The sequence below is a fragment of the Flavobacterium ponti genome (genome assembly GCF_042652765.1).
Classification (GTDB): domain Bacteria; phylum Bacteroidota; class Bacteroidia; order Flavobacteriales; family Flavobacteriaceae; genus Flavobacterium; species Flavobacterium ponti.
The window spans coordinates 26,192-44,739 of sequence record NZ_JBHSGW010000002.1 but is presented as its reverse complement, the minus strand read 5'-3'; the positions used below and the strand labels follow the sequence as shown (position 1 = coordinate 44,739).

The following is an 18,548-nucleotide window of genomic DNA, read 5'->3' as shown; positions in this document are numbered from 1 at the left end:
ATATGTGTTGCAACCACAAAGTTAGTTTTAGAGTAAAAAAGTTTAACATAATTAAAAACTAATTATTAGTTAATAAAATTTGTTTATTTAAGAAATTATTAAGAAGTTTGCTGAATAACTAACTCAAATAAATTTAATATGAGATCGAAGTTCAAATGGATTTTTACGCTATTAGTAGCGTTTACAATGCAGTTTTCGTTTGCACAAGAGAAAACTGTTACGGGTAATGTTTCTGATGAATTAGGAACGTTAGCTGGTGCAACTGTTCAAGTTCAAGGAACAAATCGCGGTGTAACAACCGATTTTGATGGAAATTACTCAATTTCTGCTAAACAAGGAGACGTTTTGGAATTTTCTTTCGCAGGAAAGAAAAAATCAACAGTAACTGTTGGTGCTGCCAATGTTTACGATGTTGTTCTTTCTGAAGGTTTCGTTGGAGACGAAATTGTATTAACTGGTATAGTAGGTGTTGCTAGAAAGGCAGATGCTGTTACTTCTACTTATCAAGTTGTTAAGTCGGAAGAATTAAATCAGGCAGCTAACCCAAATGCAGTACAAGCACTTGCAGGTAAAGTTTCTGGTTTGCAAATCACTACAACTAGTAATGGTGTTAATCAAACAAACTCTATTGTGTTAAGAGGTAATCGTTCGATTACTGGTAGTAATGAAGCATTGATTGTAATTGATAATGCAATATCTTCAGCTACAGTATTACAAAATTTAGCTCCTGAATCAATCGAGTCTATGAACGTTATTAAAGGTGCTCAAGGAGCTGCTTTGTACGGAGATAGAGGTGTTAATGGTGTTATTGTTGTTACAACTAAAAGAGGTAATGGTGAGGAAAAAGTAAGTATTTCTTTAAATTCTTCTATTGCTTTTGAGAACATTTCTTTTATGCCTACACGTCAAGAACGTTATGGACAAGGATGGAGTGGTCAACACGTGACTTATGAGAATGGTGCATGGGGTGCTGAATTTGATGGTGTTGTTAGAACAGTAGGTCAAGTTCAAGCTGATGGTACTTATTTTACTGCTCCATATTCACCAATAGATAAAAACATCAATGAATTCTTTAAGACAGGTACATTGTTTCAAAATGGAATTAGTATAAGTGGAGGTTCGCTTAAAACAGGTTATGTGAGTGTTACTGCTAATAAGCAAAATACTGATTTCGTTGTGGATGGAGATAAGTTAGATAGATCATCTTTTATTGTGAGAGGTGGTAAGCAAATCGGAAAATGGACTTTAGATGCAAACGTTAATTATATTTCATCTAAGACAGAACAAACTACTTCAAATCTTTTATCTGAGCTTTTGCAAGCAGCGACAAATATCCCTGTTGAGAAGTTTAAAAACTCTGGAAATGAAGGTGCTTGGACTTCTTATTATAGAAATCCATATTGGAGAGCGCAAAATGAAAGATTTATTGATAGATCTGATTATATGACTGGTAGTGCAACTATCGGATATGAAATTAATAAAAACATTAAATTAAATTACATAGCTAACATTAGAACTTTCCAAAATAACGGATATAACTATGTTAATGAATATATAGATCAAATTCAGTTAGGTGGAGGTGATGCATCAACTGTGTCTTCTTTCTCACAATACAATTCTGGACAAAGAGATTTTTACGGAGATTTTACAGCTAACTTTAATTATAAATTAACTGAAAAAATTGGTTTTAACGGTACTTTTGGTAATAATATTACTGATAGATTTTTCAAAACTACTAGTGTTGGAGGTACTAATTTAACGATACCAGGTTTGTATACTATTGATAATGTTGAGAATATTGCTGCTACAACTGGTAGTAATTTTCAAACAAGAGCTAGATCGGCTTCGTTCTTTACAAATTTAGATTTTGATTATAATGATTATTTGTTCTTAACTTTAACAGGTCGTTATGATATGATTTCTGAGTTAATTGGAAGTTCTGAAGGTAATAAATATTTCTATCCATCTGTTGGGCTTGCATTTATTCCTACAAAAGCTTTTGAAGGAATTAAAAGTGATAAAGGTTTGAAATATGCAAAAGTTTATGCTAACTACATTAGAGTTGGTAATAGATCTACTATCGGAGCTTATGATTTGAATAGATTATATACTGGGGGTGCAGGTTATCCATATGGAAATAATAACTCTTTTGTACAAGATGTAACTGTTACTGATGGTGCAATCAAACCAGAATTTCAAACAACTCTTGAAGGAGGTATTAATTTAGGGTTCTTTAAAGATAGATTAACTTTTGATGCTTCAGCATACCAAACTACAACAACTGATCTTATTACAAGTGTTGATGCTTCAGCTGCATCTGGTTTATCTAGATTAGAAACTAATATTGGTAAAATGACTAATAAAGGATTTGAAATTGATTTAGGATTTACTCCAATTGCAAAATCAAGTTTTAATAATTTAGGTTTAGTTTGGGAAAACAGATTAAGTTATACTACATATAAAGCTATTGTTGATGAAGTTTCAGATCAAGCAGATGAAGTAGCATTAGTTACTGGCCCTGAAGCAAGTATTTTCGCTATTAAAGGAGAAGAATTTCCTATAATCAAAGGTACAGCTTATCAAAGAGATGATCAAGGTAGAGTAATAATAGGGGCTAATGGAAATCCATTACGTGCTGAAGGATTACAAATTTTAGGAAAATCTACACCAGACTATATTCTTAATTATAGTACTTCTGTAAGTTTCAAAGGACTTAAGTTGTCATTAGTTATGGACTACAGAACAGGTCATCAATTTTATGCTGAAACAAAAGACTGGATTTCTTGGTCAGGTCAATTATACGAATCAGCTTTAAATGGAAGAACTGGATTCATTTTCCCAAATTCTTCAGTTGAAACTAGTCCTGGTGTTTATACTGCTAATACTAATGTAGTAACAGGTGGAAATAGTTATTCTTCTTATTTATCTTATTTCCAAGATGAGTATGCTGATATAGCTGAAAATGCAGTTTTAGATGCTACTGCATTAAAAATTAGAGAGATTGCTTTAAGTTATGGTTTACCTAGTGAGACAGTTAAAAGAATTGGTCTTTCTTCACTACGTTTTAGTGTTTCTGCAAGAAATCCATTCGTTTTCTTAGCTAATGAAAATAGAGGATATGCAGATCCAGAGTCTTCTTTCTCTAACGGAAATGGTAAAGGTTATGCTAATATCGGAAGATATCCTACTACAAGAACTATGGCATTTACATTAAACGCAACATTTTAAAAAAAAATAGATATGAAAAAAATAAAAATTTTAGCACTTTTCGCTTTTCTAGGTTTCATGTCATGTGATAATTATTTGGATATAAATGAATCTCCTAATAATGCTAAAAACACTGATATAACTCCAGATTTAGCATTAGCAGCTGCTCAAACAAGTTCTTATGCGAACGTTACAACTTCAATGAATTTTCTTGGAAATTTATTTATGAATAACTGGGGGTTTGATGTAAACTCTTTCGCAGTAACAAATCCAGCTGAATTTTCTTATTCAATTGATAATAATTTTTATGCTGCAATTTGGAATACTCCAATGCGTAATACTGCTAACTTAAGCAATATTATAAATACAGAGTTTCCTAATTATGAAAACCATGTTGCAATTGCAAAAATTTGCAAAGCGTATTATTTTCAAATTTTAGTTGACATGTATGGTGATATTCCTTATTCTGAAGCTCATTTAGGTGTTGAGGATATTACTCCTTCTTACGATGATGCAAAATCAGTTTATCGTGATTTATATGTGCAGTTAGATGATGCAATTAATTTGATTGATAATTCTCCTGCGGCTAACGCTGTTGGTGCTGAAGATGCTGTTTTTGGTGGAAACATGGAAAGATGGAAACAATTTGCTAATACAATGAAATTAAGATTGTTAATGCGTCAAGTGGATTTAGCTGAAGCGGGAACTGATGCTGAAACAACTGCTTATGTTGCTGATAAATTTGCTACTCTAGCTGGTTCTTCTTTCTTAGACGTTGATGCAACTTTAAATCCTGGTTACTCTGATACTCGTGCTGATACTCGTAATCCATTTTGGAATATTATGTATGGTGCTGACAATACAACAGTATCTACTTTTTATAGACAATACAAAGCTTCTAAAAGAAATGCGGATAATTTAAATGATAATGGCGGTGATCCTAGAAGATTTAGATTGTTTACACCAGTTGGCGGTCAAGTTGTAGGTGTCCTACAAGGAGATAATGCTGTTGTTAATGGAGGAACTGCTCCAACAACTCTTTCTTCTTTCGGTCCTGGTGTTTTAATAGGAGCTTCACAAGATGCTTATATGTTCTCTGCAGCTGAAAGTTTCTTGTTACAGTCAGAAGCTGTACTTAGAGGTTATATGCCTGGTAATGATGAAGCTTTATTTAACGCAGCTATCAATGCATCATGTGCACAACTTGGAGTAACTGAAGGAGGTTACATTGGAGCTATTTCATCAGTGCCTGGTAAAGGTTGGACTGGAACTGTTGCTCAAAAAATTGAAGCAATCATGTACCAAAAAAATATAGCTTTACAAGGAACAAGTCAAGCTTTAGAAGCGTTCATTGAATATACACGTACTGGTTTAATTGATTCAGTTCCTGGTTCTATTTTAGGAGCTACACAACCTAACAGACCTAGACGTTTATTATATCCAACTTCTGAATACACTAGTAACTCCGCTAACGTTCCTGCTCAAGGTAATGTTTTCACAACTGGTTCATTCTGGTACGCATATTAATTAACTAAAAATATAAATTATGAAAAAGATTTTATCATTATTTGCTATATCAGCGGTACTTTTTTCTTGTACTGATGATGATATAAGAATTGAGCATCAACTTAATACAGGAAGTAAAATTGTTGGTTTTTCAAAGTCATTTGAAACGGTTTCTTACTTCGTTGATGAAGGTGCAGTTCAATTAGGTTTTCCAGTAAATTTAATTGGAAGCGGAAACGGTCAAACTTTGAGTGAGCCAATAGAAGTTCAATATGAAGTTGATGCTGCTAACAGTACTGCTACTGAAGGTGTTGAGTTTGATTTTGTTAGCTCAACGGGTAAAGTTACTATTCCAGCTGGTGGAACATTTGGTGAGTTTTTGCTTAATGTAAATACTGGGCAGTTAAATCCAACTATGAAAACAGAATTAGTTGTTAAATTAACTGCAGCTAGTAATTCAACAGTAGTTGGTGCACAATATCAAACTCTTAAAGTTATTTTCGTTGGATGTAAGTCTTTAATTGCTGGTCCAACAGGAGTTGGTAATTATAATCTTGTAGTTACTCGTCCGGATTTACCAGGAAGTGTTTGGAATTTTTCTAACGAAGCTGTTACGGAAACTTCAGTTAACAATTTTGTAACAACAAGATCTGGTAATTATGATATTGGTGTATTACAAGGAAACAATACTGGTTACGATTTTGTTGATATTTGTAATGAAATTACAATTCCAGAGCAAAATTTAGCACACATTTACTCTAATATTCTAAGACCTCGTACTGCTAATAATGGTATTGATGGAACAGTTACTGATATTAACCATTTCCAAACAAACTATGAAATTGGTTTTACAGGAAACACTGTTTGGAGAACTTTTAATTGTGTTTACACAAGAATTTAATTTAAACTTAAAACATGAAAAAACATTTTATAAATAAAGCTTTATTTGCTTCAATTATGGTTTCGTTGTTTTTCTCTTCTTGTAATGAGATTGAGAACGACACTACAGATTTACGTGTAGTTAAACCAGTTGTTACTGCAAATCAAACTAATTTTACGATAGAGGAAGGAGAATCAGCTACTGTTACTTTAACAACTGACACTCCTTACAGCCAAGATTTGACATTCAAATTAGAATTGGTTGGAGGAACAGGTTCTTTTAATGATTACCTTTGCTCAGGAACTGAAACTGCTGATAGTGACGGTTTTGGTCCAATAGGATATATTGTAACAGTACCTGCTTATGCAACAAGTGGAACATTTGATGTTACTGCAGTATTTGATTTATTACCTGAAGGTTCAGAAACTCTTCAATTAAGATTATATTCTGATTCTTATGCAAGAGGTCTTGTGGCTGAAGGTTCAGATATGATTAACATTACAATTAACAACAAACAATCTACTGATTTTGTTGCTGTAGTTGATTGGACACAAAATTATATTGATTCTTTTGGTACACTACAAGAAGGTGTATACCTTGATGCTGACGGTGATCCACATTCTTTCTGTGATTTAGATTTTGACTTAGAAATTTATGATGAATTCTTTTCAAGTGTAGTTGCTGATAGTTACTCTAGCTGCCCTGAAATGATTACTTTAGATGCTTCTACAACACCAGATGGAACTTATCAAATTGTTCCAAGTTTATGGACAACAACTGGAAATATTTTACCAGCTTCTGATTTCTTCTTCAAAGTTAAAGTTACTATGTCTAAACCAGGTGTTTGGGTAAAAGAAATAAATGTTGACGATAACTGGAAGTTCTCAGAAGGTGGTGCTCAACAAAGTAATCCAAATGCATATTACCCAGTTGCAACTTTAGTTAAAACAGGTACAACATATGTTTTAAAAGACTTTGCTACTGGAGATGTTTTAGCTTCAGGAAAACTTGCAGATTTTAAATTAAAATCTAAGAAAAATAAAAAATAATTATAATTTAATTATAAATTTTTAAAGACTGCTTTTTTAAGCAGTCTTTTTTTGTTTTAAATTATTACATTTGCTCTTATTTACTCAAATGAAAAATATATTTCTATTATTCTTTTTATTCATAACTATATTTTCTTTTTCTCAAGAAGAAGATGTAGAAGGCCTTGAAAAGTTACCTAAAAAAGAAAAACCCTCTATTGAGTTATACAAAATATACACTTTAGAAAAGGATACTGTTTTTTTAGATACAACTTTAACTATCAAAAAAGAGTATAAATTCAATATGCTTAGAAAAGATAATTTTGGATTATTGCCTTTTGCTAACGAAGGACAAAATTATAACACATTAAATTTTGGATTAAATACAAATTCAACTTTTCCAAACTTTGGATTTAAAGCAAAGCATTTTAATTATTTAGAAGTTGAGGATATAAAATATTATTCTGTTCCAACTCCTTTGTCAGATTTGTATTTTAAAACAGTTATGGAGCAAGGACAATCTCTTGATGCTTTTTTAACTATAAACACAAAACCAAATCTAAATTTTTCAATTGCATATAAAGGAATTAGATCTTTAGGGAAATATATTAACTCTCTGACTAGTTCTGGAAATTTTAGGTTTACTTCAAGTTATTTTACGAAAGACAAAAGATATATATTAAATGCTCATTTCACAGGTCAAGATATAATGAATCAAGAAAATGGTGGAATAACAACTACTTCAGATTTTGAAATTAGTGATGAACCTTACGATGAGAGAGCTCAACTAGAAGTTTATTTTAACGATGCTACAAATCTATTAAAAGGTAATAGATTTTTTATTGATCACTCTTATAAGCTTTCAAAGGACAATCCAAATAGTTTGGTGTTCACTCATCAATTTAATCATGAATATAAGTTTTTTGAATATAATCAAAGAACTGTTAGTGATAGATTCGGTGACTCTTATTCTAATTCGATTTATAATAAAACGAGATACAATCATTTGTATAATAAAATTGGTGTTGCCTACAAAACCAAAGATTTTGGAAACTTAGAGTTTTTTGTAGATGATAATAAATATAATTATTACTACAATAGTGTTGTTTACGATAATCTTGGAAATATTGATGTGCCAAATGCAATTAATGATAGAATCAATAATGTTGGAGGAACTTATACTTATTTTGCTACTAATTTAGTGGCAAAACTTTTAATTTCAAACGCAATTACAGATCAGTCAATTTCAAATATTGAAGCGAAAGCTACTTATAAGCTTAATGATGATTACAATTTTATTTTTGAATATCAAAAACTAAATAGTCTTCCTGCTTTAAATTACACTTTATATCAAAGTAATTACGTTGATTACAATTGGTCTAATAATTTTAAAAATGAAAAATTAAACCAATTTAAAATTGCAGCGAATACAAAATGGTTAGACCTTTCGTTTAATTATAAAATCTTAAATGATCATTTGTATTTTGAAAATGAAAATAACGACATAACTTCTTTAAAAGTTAAACCTAAACAATTTGAAAATACTATAAATTATTTATCATTTCAAGCAAAAAAAGAAATTAAATTTTGGAAGTTTGCCCTAGATAATACAGTTTTGTTTCAAAGTGTAGATCAATCAAGTGATATTGTTAATGTTCCTCAAATTGTAACAAGAAATACTATTTACTTTACAGATAAAGTTTTTAAAAAAGCTATGCAAATTCAAACGGGTGTAACTTTTAATTATTTTACGGAATATTATGCTAATGATTATAATCCTTTGTTAGCTGAATTTTATGTACAAAATCAGACTAAAATCGGAGGTTTTCCTATGTTAGATTTCTTTATCAATGCTAAAGTTCGTCAAACACGTATTTTCTTAAAAGCGGAACACTTCAATTCGGCTTGGACAGGTTACAATTTCTATTCAGCTCCAAATTATCCTTATCGTGATTTTATAGTACGTTTTGGTTTAGTTTGGAACTTCTTTCAATAGTTTTTTTGAAACAGCACTATAGGCTTGTCATTAAATGCAATTCCTGCTTTCCGCTAACACTACAATCAGGGTTAGATAGATATTTGTATTGATTGTCTATTTAGGTCTCTTAAAAAGCTTACCAACAACAAATCGTAAAGTTATTTTGCTATACTATATCAAACCTATATCTTTGCAATCAGAAAAATTTAAAAACAAGTACAATTCACTATGAATTACGCAAAAAATATACTAGAAACTATTGGAAATACTCCTTTAGTACAATTAAATAAAGTAACTGCTGAAGTTGATGCTTTGGTGTTGGCAAAAGTTGAAACTTTTAACCCTGGAAATTCTGTAAAAGATAGAATGGCTGTTAAAATGATTGAAGATGCAGTTGCTGACGGAAGATTAAAACCAGGAGGAACTATCATTGAAGGAACTTCAGGAAACACAGGAATGGGTTTGGCTTTAGCAGCAATTGTTCATGGTTATAAGTTGATTTGTGTAATTTCAGACAAACAATCTAAAGAGAAAATGGACATTCTTCGTGCTGTTGGTGCAAAAGTTGTAGTTTGTCCTACTGATGTTGATCCAACTGATCCAAGGTCTTACTATTCTGTTTCAAAAAGATTAGCTACTGAAACTCCAAATTCTTGGTACGTAAATCAATACGATAATCCAAGTAATGCAATTGCTCATTATGAACAAACTGGACCGGAAATTTGGGAACAAACAGAAGGAAAAATCACTCATTTTGTAGTTGGAGTTGGAACTGGTGGAACAATTTCAGGTGTTGCAAAGTACTTGAAAGAAAAAAATCCAAACATCAAAATTTGGGGAATTGATACGTATGGTTCAGTATTCAAAAAATATCATGAAACAGGAATCTTTGATGAAAACGAAATTTATTCTTACATTACAGAAGGAATTGGAGAAGATATTTTACCTAAAAATGTTGACTTTTCTCTAATCGATGGTTTTACAAAAGTTACTGATAAAGATGCAGCTGTTTATACTAGAAAAATTGCTTTGGAAGAAGGAATTTTTGTTGGAAACTCTGCTGGTGCTGCTATCAAAGGTTTGATTCAGTTAAAAGACGAATTCAAACCAGAAGATGTTGTAGTAGTTTTATTCCACGATTCAGGAAGTAGATATGTGGGTAAAATGTTCAACGACGATTGGATGAGAGAAAGAGGTTTCTTAGAAGAAGAAATCACTAAAGCTGAAGATGTAATCAAAGGTCATATCAATAAACCATTAGTAATAGTAAGAACAGAAGAATTAGTTTCTCATGCTATTGAAAGATTAAAAAAATACAATATCTCGCAAATTCCAGTTATTGATACAACAGGTTTTGTAGGAAGTATTGATGAATCTGATTTATTCAGAAGTTATGTTGAAAATAAAGACATTGCTGATAAACCTATCAAAGATATAATGGGTAAACCTTATCCAATTGTAGATAGAAATGCTCCAATAGAAGAGATTTCTAAATTAATCAATAAAGACAATCAAGCTGTTATTGTTGATTTAGGAGAAGGAAAACATCACATTATCACAAAACATGATATTATTAGTTCTATTAAGTAAGGCAATAGGCAAAAGTAATAAGGCAAAAGAAGAGTCAGGATTCAGGCATAATAAGTCTAAATTTTGACTCTTTTCTTTTTTCTAATCTCTTTTTTCTTAAATTATTCTCCTAATAAAACACCCGAAACATTCCATGCACTAAAGCTATTTCCTTCTGGTTCTCCTTGAGGAATTAAAATTTGCATGGAATGTTTCCCTTTTTTAAGGTTACCCAAATTAATATAAACAGGATTTGTAGCCATTCCAGGACACCAATTACTTCTACTATAATCTGATGATGATAATCCATTGCCAAAATTCCCAGAAGCAGGATTATAAAGTCGATAACTTCCACAATCTTGTCTCCAAGGTGTAAAACTATGTACTTCTTTACTATCAAGTAAAATAGTGTTTAGTTTAGGAACAAACTCATCACCATTTTCCCAACCACCATGACCAGTTGTGATATATCTTAATCTAGCATTAGTAATGTCATTTTCTAAAGTAAATTCAACGGTTAAACCTTTTTCAGAATTAAACATAGTTCCATATTCTTGTCCAGCCATTTCCATTACATTTACTGTATTGAATAATGGCAAAACAAAATTTTCCTTATTCAATTGCGATTCTGATTCTGGATGAATAGTTATATTCATTGAAACTTTATGACCACCTTTGTCATAATTTCCCACAAAAGTTCCAATATAAATTTCTTTATTCGATAGTGATAATCTTAAATCTGAAATATCTTGTCTATAAGGAACTATTTCATGCCAATTTTTATCTTTTAACTCAATATGATTGTATTGTTTAATGCCAAAAGGAGTAAAAAATCGCATCAATTCTATAATTGGATAATAATTTTCAGTTGCCACAACACCTTGATAAGTTTTTCCATTTCCATTATCAAAAACAGGAAGCACATCTTTACCATTCTCCAAACCATTTAAAAAACTCTTTTCTTTTTCCATAGGAATAATAAAAACAGAACCTGTTCTATCATATGCATCACCATTTGATTGTTCCAATAAATCAATGAAAATTTGGCTTCCTTTCTTGATTTCGGGAATTTTTATTTTTCGCAAAGCAATTGTTCCATTTGCATAACGAAAGACACTATCATTTGATTTAGATTGATCTGAAAAATTAATGATTTCATCCTTGAAAACTGAAATTGTAGTAAACCTACTTTTCCAAAGTAAATCTCTATAACTTAATAAATCAATTGGTTTAGAATTCAGATTAATTTCTGGAATTTGTTTCACTTTTTCAAGTTTTGAAGCAGCAATTAAATAATTTCCATTTCTATTCATTTCTAGAACTAGTCCTAAATTCCTGCCAAGTGAAGAAGGAGAAGCATTTATCTTCAGGTCATTTGTATACCAAATTTCAATGGTATTTGAATTAATTATGGTTTTTGCTTTTTTACAATTGTAGCCTAGAATTTTTTTAGTTTCACTTAAAAGTTCAAAATTTTGCTTTTCTAACGAAACACTATCAATTGTTATAATGTTTTTCTCTTGATTAAGTTGAGCAATATTGTAATACAGATTTTTATTTTTCGAATTAAAATAACTTATTTCATATGGAAAATCAGCTTTGTTATCAAGTATCTTTTGATTCGTAATAATCGATTCATTAGAATTTGCAAAAACTAAAATTGGTTCCTGGTTTTCAATCAGTTTGTTGTTTGAACTTCTAAGATAAGAGATTTTATAATTTTGAGAATAAACTGAAAAACTAATTAAAAGTAGTAAAAAATATTTTTTCATTAAAAATGTATTTGAAAAGCAAATATAATTAATTCTCTAAACTTAATTTTTTATAAATTAGCTTTATGAAAGAGGATTTTCTACATCATATATGGCTCAACAAAAGGTTTGATTTTTCGAATTTAAAAACTTCGGATAATCAAATACTTCAAATTGTTGATTTTGGTCGGTATTTGCAAATGGCTGGTCCAGATATTTTTAATGCTCAACTTATAATTGACAATCAAAAATGGGCCGGAAATGTTGAAATTCATGTAAAATCTTCAGATTGGTATTTGCACAATCACGAAAATGATACTAATTATGATAATGTAATTTTGCATGTAGTTTGGGAACATGATGCTGAAGTTTACCGAAAAGACAATTCTGAAATTCCAGTTTTAGAGCTCAAAAACTATGTCGCTAAATCAGAACTTGATAAATATAATGCTTTAACAACTTCTAAATCTTGGATATTTTGCGAAAACGATATTGCAACTATTGATGATTTGACTTTCATAAATTGGAAAGAACGATTGTTTTTTGAACGTTTAGAACGAAAAGCAATTCCTATTCAAGAACTTTTAAAAGAAACTTCAAACGATTGGGAATTTGTTCTTTTCGTAATGTTAGCTAAAAATTTTGGTTTGAACGTAAACGGAATTTCATTTTTTGAAATGGCTAAATCTATTCCGAGTAATGTGCTGAAGAAAGAAGTTTTTGATGTAGAGAATTTAGAAGCATTATTTTTCGGAAGAGCTAATTTATTGGAAGAAGAGAAACAAGATAACTATTATAAAAATTTACAAATTCGTTGGAGTTTTCTCAAACAGAAATATGAACTAAAGAATCATTACATAACACCAATTCAGTTTTTTAAATTAAGACCCGATAATTTCCCAACTATTCGATTAGCTCAATTAGCTCAATTATATCATTTGAACCATAGTTTGTTTTCTAAAATTGTCAATGCAAAATCTTTAATTGAATTGTATGATATTTTTAAAAACGCAACTTCAATTTATTGGAAAACACATTATAATTTTGACAAACAGAGTAGCTCTAAGCCAAAAAACTTGAGTTCAGCATTTATAGATTTACTTATAATAAACACCATAATTCCAATCAAATTTCTTTATGCAAATGAGAACGGAAAAGATAGTACTGAAGAGTTATTGGAATTAATAAGTCAAATTAAACCTGAGAGAAATACCATAATCGATAAATTTGAAGTTTTCAAAATTAAATCTAAAAGTGCATTTGATTCTCAAGCTTTGTTGCAACTTAAAAATGAATATTGCAATCATAAAAAATGTTTGCATTGCAATATAGGTTTAGCTTTGCTAAAAAATTAATTATATCTTTGTGAGTATAAAAATCAAAAAATGATTCGTAATATTTTACATTTTTTTGAAAAAAACGGTTTTTTTGTTGCTTCGCGTTTGGCAGATAGATTGGGTATGAAAGCTACAAATGTTCGTTTGTTTTTTATTTATATATCCTTCATAACAGCTGGTTTGTGGTTTGGTGTTTATCTTACATTAGCGTTTTGGTTAAAATTAAAAGATATGATTTATACCAAGCGTTCTTCGGTTTTTGACTTGTAAAAAGTAATAAATACTTTGTTTTTTCATTGGTTTTATTATCTTTGAACAACTAATAACTAACCAAAAATATTTTATGTCTACAAAAGCAGATTCATGGGGCTCACGTGTCGGCCTTATATTAGCAATGGCTGGAAATGCAGTTGGTCTAGGAAATTTCTTAAGATTTCCAGTTCAAGCAGTGCAAAATGGAGGTGGAGCCTTTATAATTCCTTACTTAGTTTGTTTCCTTGTAATGGGAATTCCTTTACTTTTTATTGAATGGTCAACCGGAAGATATGGAGGAAGAATGGGAAATCACAGTACTCCTTACATCTTAAATACAATGGCAAAAGGTAGGGTTTGGAAATACATTGGTGTTTTCGGAATTTTTACCAATATAGCAGTTGCTGCTTACTATTGTTATATTGAATCTTGGACAATGTCTTATGTATATCATTCGGTTGTAGGAACTTTTAACGGAATGAGTCAAGCTGATGTTGCAGGATTTTTTAATTCATATGTAGATGTTGCACAATCAACAACAGGAATTCCATATGAAGCAGTTATATTTTACATTGTATGTTTACTTTTAAATACTTACATACTTTCCAAAGGATTAGGAGGAATTGAAAAAGTTGCGAAAATAGGAATGCCTTTGTTAATTATGTTTGGAGTTATCTTAGCAGTCCGTGGATTGACTTTAGGTACTACAGGAGCTTCAGATATTTTTCCAGATGCTAATGCATGGGATGGTTTAAATTTCTTATGGACACCACAGTTTGATTCATTGTCTAATCCAAAAGTATGGTTAGCAGCTGCTGGTCAAATTTTCTTTACCTTATCTGTAGGAATGGGAACTATTCAGTGCTACGCTTCTTACTTAAAAGAGAGAGATGATATTGCGTTAAATGCGGTTTCAGCAGGTTTTATGAATGAATTCGTAGAAGTAGTTCTTGGAAGTTTAATTGTAATTCCAATTGCAGCAGGTTATTTAGGATTGGATTGGGTACTTCAAAACGCTGGTTTTGGTATGGCTTTCCAAACAATGCCATATTTATTTCAACAATGGGGAGATGTTCTTTCAATTTTTGCTGGAGTTTTTTGGTTTGGATTATTGTTCTTTGCCGGAATTACATCTTCATTAGCAATGGGAACACCTTGGATGGGATTCATGCAAGATGAGTTTAATTGGAGTAAGATTAAAGGAGCTTGGTCTTTTGGAGCTTTAGCTTTATTAATGGGATTACCAACTGTTATATTCTACAAACAAGGACTATTTGATCAATATGATTATTGGGCAGGAACAGTAAGTTTAGTAGTTTTTGCTTTCCTTGAGACTATTCTTTTCTCATATATATTTGGAATCAAGAAAGGGTGGGCAGAGATTAATAGTGGAGCTGATATAAAAATACCCGGAATCTATAAATATATTATTTTAATTGTAACACCATTATTACTTGGTTCAGTTTTGGTTTCAAGTATTCCAGATTGGGTTGATAAAGTAAATGATGCTGATACTAATAATAAAGAGTGGTTTACAGACTCTTATTATGCAGAGAACTTTGATGCTTCGGGTACCAAAAAAGGTAAAGTAGTAGAAGTCAATCCTAACTACATAAAGCTTTCATTTGAAAATGAGAAAAAAGTTTTTGATAAAGGAACTGAAAAGGTTAAAGTTGTAAACTTTCAAGATTTTAAAGAATATAAATTTAATGCTTCTAAAAATCAAATAACAACGGTAAAAGTTGGAGATGAAGTTTCTCCAAATGATAAAATCGCAACAGGTGATTTTACCAATGATACATTTCATAAATTTTTAGGTAGAATGTTGCTTTTAACATTATTCTTATTTATTTCATTTGTTGTATATTTAGCTTATAAAAAACGTGTAAAAGAAGGGAGAGAATAATTATGAACACAACAGCAATAATCACAATGGTATGTGCACAAGGGATAGTAGTAAGTTTTGCAGCTTATTTTTTCTATAAAGTATTAACTATTCCACCAAAACAAGAACCAGATTCGTATTCAGAAAATGACGACGAATTAGTAAGACAACCTAAAGACTAAATTTAGGAGTCATGAAAAATATAAAATCCTACTTCATGTTTTCAAGAGAACACAGAAGTGGGATTTTTTTGTTATTACTACTCATTATATTGTTTCAAGTTGCTTGGTACCTTTATGATTTTTCTCCTAAAGTTTCAAAACCATCTGAAAAAGAATTACAATGGTTGTCAATCCAAAATGAAATAGACAGTTTAAAACAAGTTGGTCTCAACAAGAAATATGAAATCAAACCTTTTAATCCAAATTTTATAACTGACTATAAAGGTTCTGTTTTAGGAATGTCTGTTGAGGAAATTGACAGATTGCATAAATTTAGAGAACAAGATAAATATGTTAATTCTGCAAAAGAATTTCAACAAGTAACCAAAGTTTCAAATGAATTATTAGATAAAATTTCGCCTCACTTTAAGTTTCCTGATTGGGTTACTAACAAGAAAGCTTCAAATTATAAAGAGTATTCAAGCGATAATTTCAATTATAAAAAATTTCCAGAAAAGAAATCCATTATTACAAAAGATATTAATTTGGCAACAAAAGAAGAAATAATGGAAGTTTATGGAGTTGGAGAAAAAATTTCTGATATTATATTACAAGAAAAAGAAAAGTTTGGTGCTTTTGCATCCATAGAACAATTGCAATTTGTTTGGGGCGTTTCACCTGAAGCTTATGAAGATATTCAAAAAAGATTTTTTGTTGGTCCAAATCCTTCAATTAAAAAAATTGATATAAATAATTTATCTATAAAAGAACTTTCTAAGTTTCCTTATTTTGATTACAATCTTGCAAGACAAATAGTAATTTATAGAAGTGCGAATGATGAAATCAAAAATATTGAGGATTTAACAAAAATTAAGGGAATGCCTGATGAAAAAATTAGAATAATAGCCTTATATTTGGAATTCTAAAAAAAGAATACAAAAACAAGCTTATGAATTCATTATATTTTACAGAAGAACACCAATTATTTAGAGAAAGTTTACGAGATTTTTTGCAAAAAGAAGTTGTTCCTCATATTGAAAAATGGGAAAAAACAGGAACAATTGAACGTTTTATTTGGAAAAAATTTGGAGAGATGGGTTTCTTCGGAATTAATTATCCTGAAGCATATGGAGGTTTAAACTTAGATCTATTTTATACTGTAATATTTTTAGAGGAACTTCAAAAAATAAAATCAGCAGGTTTTGCAGCGGCTATGTGGGCACATGCTTATTTGGCAATGACACATTTAAATGCTGAAGGAGATGAGAGAATCAAGCAAGATTATCTAGCACCAAGTATTTTAGGAGATAAAATAGGAGCATTATGTATTACAGAGCCTTTTGGAGGAAGTGACGTAGCAGGAATGCGAACAACTGCTGTTAAAAAAGGTGATAAGTATGTTATCAACGGTTCAAAAACTTTTATTACAAATGGAGTTTATGCAGATTATTATGTAGTAGCTGCCAAAACAAGTCCAAGTGAAGGAAATAAAGGAATCAGCATGTTTTTAGTCGATAAAAGTGTAAAAGGAATTTCGGCTACAAAGTTAGACAAGTTGGGTTGGAGAGCTTCTGATACAGCAGAATTGGCTTTTGATAATGTTGAGATTTCCGAAGATAATTTAATGGGTGAAGAAGGGAAAGGTTTTCCTTATATTATGCAACATTTTGCATTAGAACGTTTAATAATGGCAATAAATGCTCATGCTCGTTCAGAATATGCAATTGATTATACCATAGAATACATGTCACAACGTGAAGCTTTTGGTAAAACGATTGATAAATTCCAAGCATTACGTCATAAAATGGTTGAACATGCAACAGATGTTGAACATTGTAAAATATTCAATTATGCTGCAGTAGCTCGATTAGACAAAGGAGAGTATGTGGTGAAAGAAGCAACAATGGCTAAATTAAAGTCAACTAAAGTAGCTGATGAAACCATTTATAGTTGCTTGCAAATGTTAGGTGGCTATGGTTATATGGAAGAATATCCATTAGCACGTTTACTGAGAGATAGTCGTTTAGGACCAATTGGTGGTGGAACATCAGAAATTTTGAAAGAAATTTTATCTAAAATGATTATTGATAAACAGAATTATAAACCAGCTGTAAAATAAACTAAAAAAAAGCGAAAATCAATCACGATTTTCGCTTTTTTCTTTTTTACCTTCTTCAATCATTTCGTCAATATTCTCTTTATTTTCCTGATTCAAATTTTCATTTGACTCATCATCATTATTGTTTTTTTTATCTATGTAAAAAGAACAGTAAATAGGAAAGTGGTCAGAGCCAAAATAGTTTAATGTTTTTAAATCTTCAATGTAAATTTCTGAAGAATGAAAAAGTAAATCAATAGGAAATCTAAGAAACCAATATTTAGCATGAAAAGTTGAAAAAAGCCCTTTTCCTATTCTTGCGTCAATTAGTTTACTTGATTTTTTAAACAATATAGATGATTTTGCCCAAGCTACATTGTTGAAATCTCCAATTACTAAACATGGATTGTTTAGTTTCTTTACCATTTTTCCAACACTAAGTATTTCACCATCTCTTTCTTTAGAGTTGTCCTCCTCTGTTGGACTTGGTGGTGGTGGATGAACACCAAAAAAATCAAATTTGTATCCGTCAATAGTTTTTATTTCTGCTTGAATACTTGGAATATCATCAGCTACAAAAAAATGTACTTTGTGGTTTAATATTTCTAGCTTTGAATATAAATGCATTCCATAAGTATTTTCTAAAGGTATTTTTATTTGATGAGGATATTTTTTTTCTAAAACAGAAAGTCCATCTTCCCATTTTTTATCGGATTCCATTGTTAAAAGTAAATCAGGGTTATATTTCTTAACTAAGGTAATTAGCCTTTTGTAATCTGAATTATCTTGATATACATTGGCTGAAATAATACTTAGAGCTTTTGATGAAAAATTTGATTTAATATTTTTACGAGCTTTTTTTAATTTAGAATAAGGATATAAGTCTTTTATCAAAT

At 30.5% G+C, this 18,548-nt stretch carries 14 protein-coding genes; 12 read left to right on the top strand and 2 right to left on the bottom strand.

Annotated elements, in window-relative coordinates; all coding sequences use genetic code 11:
- Nucleotides 1-138 precede the first annotated feature (138 nt).
- The 6 genes from ACFO3U_RS02770 to ACFO3U_RS02745 all read left to right on the top strand — a co-directional run bounded on the left by ACFO3U_RS02770 (nt 139) and on the right by ACFO3U_RS02745 (nt 10,189).
- Nucleotides 139-3,228, top strand: a complete 3,090-nt coding sequence (locus ACFO3U_RS02770) for a SusC/RagA family TonB-linked outer membrane protein (RefSeq protein WP_379738209.1) — start codon at nt 139-141, stop codon at nt 3,226-3,228.
- A gap of 12 nt (nt 3,229-3,240) precedes the next feature.
- Entirely contained in the window at nt 3,241-4,734 is a 1,494-nt protein-coding gene (locus ACFO3U_RS02765) for a SusD/RagB family nutrient-binding outer membrane lipoprotein (RefSeq protein WP_379738208.1), read from the top strand.
- A 19-nt stretch (nt 4,735-4,753) separates the two neighbouring features.
- A complete protein-coding gene (locus tag ACFO3U_RS02760) occupies nt 4,754-5,614 on the top strand; it encodes a hypothetical protein (RefSeq protein ID WP_379738207.1) in 861 nt (286 codons plus the stop codon).
- A gap of 14 nt (nt 5,615-5,628) precedes the next feature.
- Complete coding sequence (locus tag ACFO3U_RS02755) at nt 5,629-6,642, top strand: hypothetical protein (protein ID WP_379738205.1); 1,014 nt, start codon at nt 5,629-5,631, stop codon at nt 6,640-6,642.
- Nucleotides 6,643-6,730: 88 nt separating this feature from the next.
- Nucleotides 6,731-8,617 (top strand): putative porin, encoded by a 1,887-nt coding sequence (locus ACFO3U_RS02750; RefSeq protein ID WP_379738203.1) that lies wholly within the window; start codon nt 6,731-6,733, stop codon nt 8,615-8,617.
- 210 nt (nt 8,618-8,827) lie between these two features.
- Nucleotides 8,828-10,189 carry a pyridoxal-phosphate dependent enzyme gene (locus ACFO3U_RS02745; RefSeq protein WP_379738201.1) on the top strand — a complete coding sequence of 454 codons (1,362 nt, stop codon included), beginning with the start codon at nt 8,828-8,830 and terminating at the stop codon, nt 10,187-10,189.
- A gap of 101 nt (nt 10,190-10,290) precedes the next feature.
- Here ACFO3U_RS02745 and ACFO3U_RS02740 read toward each other — a convergent pair whose 3' ends face one another.
- Entirely contained in the window at nt 10,291-11,940 is a 1,650-nt protein-coding gene (locus tag ACFO3U_RS02740; RefSeq protein ID WP_379738199.1) for a GLPGLI family protein, read from the bottom strand.
- A gap of 65 nt (nt 11,941-12,005) precedes the next feature.
- On the opposite strand from ACFO3U_RS02740, the gene ACFO3U_RS02735 reads away from it, so the two are divergent.
- The 6 genes from ACFO3U_RS02735 (at nt 12,006) to ACFO3U_RS02710 (ending at nt 17,673) form a co-directional block, all read left to right on the top strand.
- Complete coding sequence (locus ACFO3U_RS02735; protein WP_379738197.1) at nt 12,006-13,274, top strand: DUF2851 family protein; 1,269 nt, start codon at nt 12,006-12,008, stop codon at nt 13,272-13,274.
- A 30-nt stretch (nt 13,275-13,304) separates the two neighbouring features.
- On the top strand, nt 13,305-13,526 hold the full coding sequence (locus tag ACFO3U_RS02730; protein WP_338376211.1) for a PspC domain-containing protein: 222 nt from the start codon (nt 13,305-13,307) through the stop codon (nt 13,524-13,526).
- Between the two features lie 73 nt (nt 13,527-13,599).
- The gene (locus tag ACFO3U_RS02725; protein WP_379738195.1) at nt 13,600-15,414 is read left to right on the top strand and encodes an SLC5/6 family protein; all 1,815 of its coding nucleotides are present in this window, start codon (nt 13,600-13,602) and stop codon (nt 15,412-15,414) included.
- A gap of 2 nt (nt 15,415-15,416) precedes the next feature.
- On the top strand, nt 15,417-15,575 hold the full coding sequence (locus ACFO3U_RS02720) for a hypothetical protein (RefSeq protein WP_379738193.1): 159 nt from the start codon (nt 15,417-15,419) through the stop codon (nt 15,573-15,575).
- 11 nt (nt 15,576-15,586) lie between these two features.
- The gene (locus ACFO3U_RS02715; RefSeq protein WP_379738191.1) at nt 15,587-16,480 is read left to right on the top strand and encodes a ComEA family DNA-binding protein; all 894 of its coding nucleotides are present in this window, start codon (nt 15,587-15,589) and stop codon (nt 16,478-16,480) included.
- A gap of 23 nt (nt 16,481-16,503) precedes the next feature.
- The gene (locus tag ACFO3U_RS02710) at nt 16,504-17,673 is read left to right on the top strand and encodes an acyl-CoA dehydrogenase family protein (protein ID WP_379738189.1); all 1,170 of its coding nucleotides are present in this window, start codon (nt 16,504-16,506) and stop codon (nt 17,671-17,673) included.
- An 18-nt stretch (nt 17,674-17,691) separates the two neighbouring features.
- Here ACFO3U_RS02710 and ACFO3U_RS02705 read toward each other — a convergent pair whose 3' ends face one another.
- Nucleotides 17,692-18,546, bottom strand: a complete 855-nt coding sequence (locus tag ACFO3U_RS02705) for an endonuclease/exonuclease/phosphatase family protein (RefSeq protein WP_379738187.1) — start codon at nt 18,544-18,546, stop codon at nt 17,692-17,694.
- Nucleotides 18,547-18,548 lie beyond the last annotated feature (2 nt).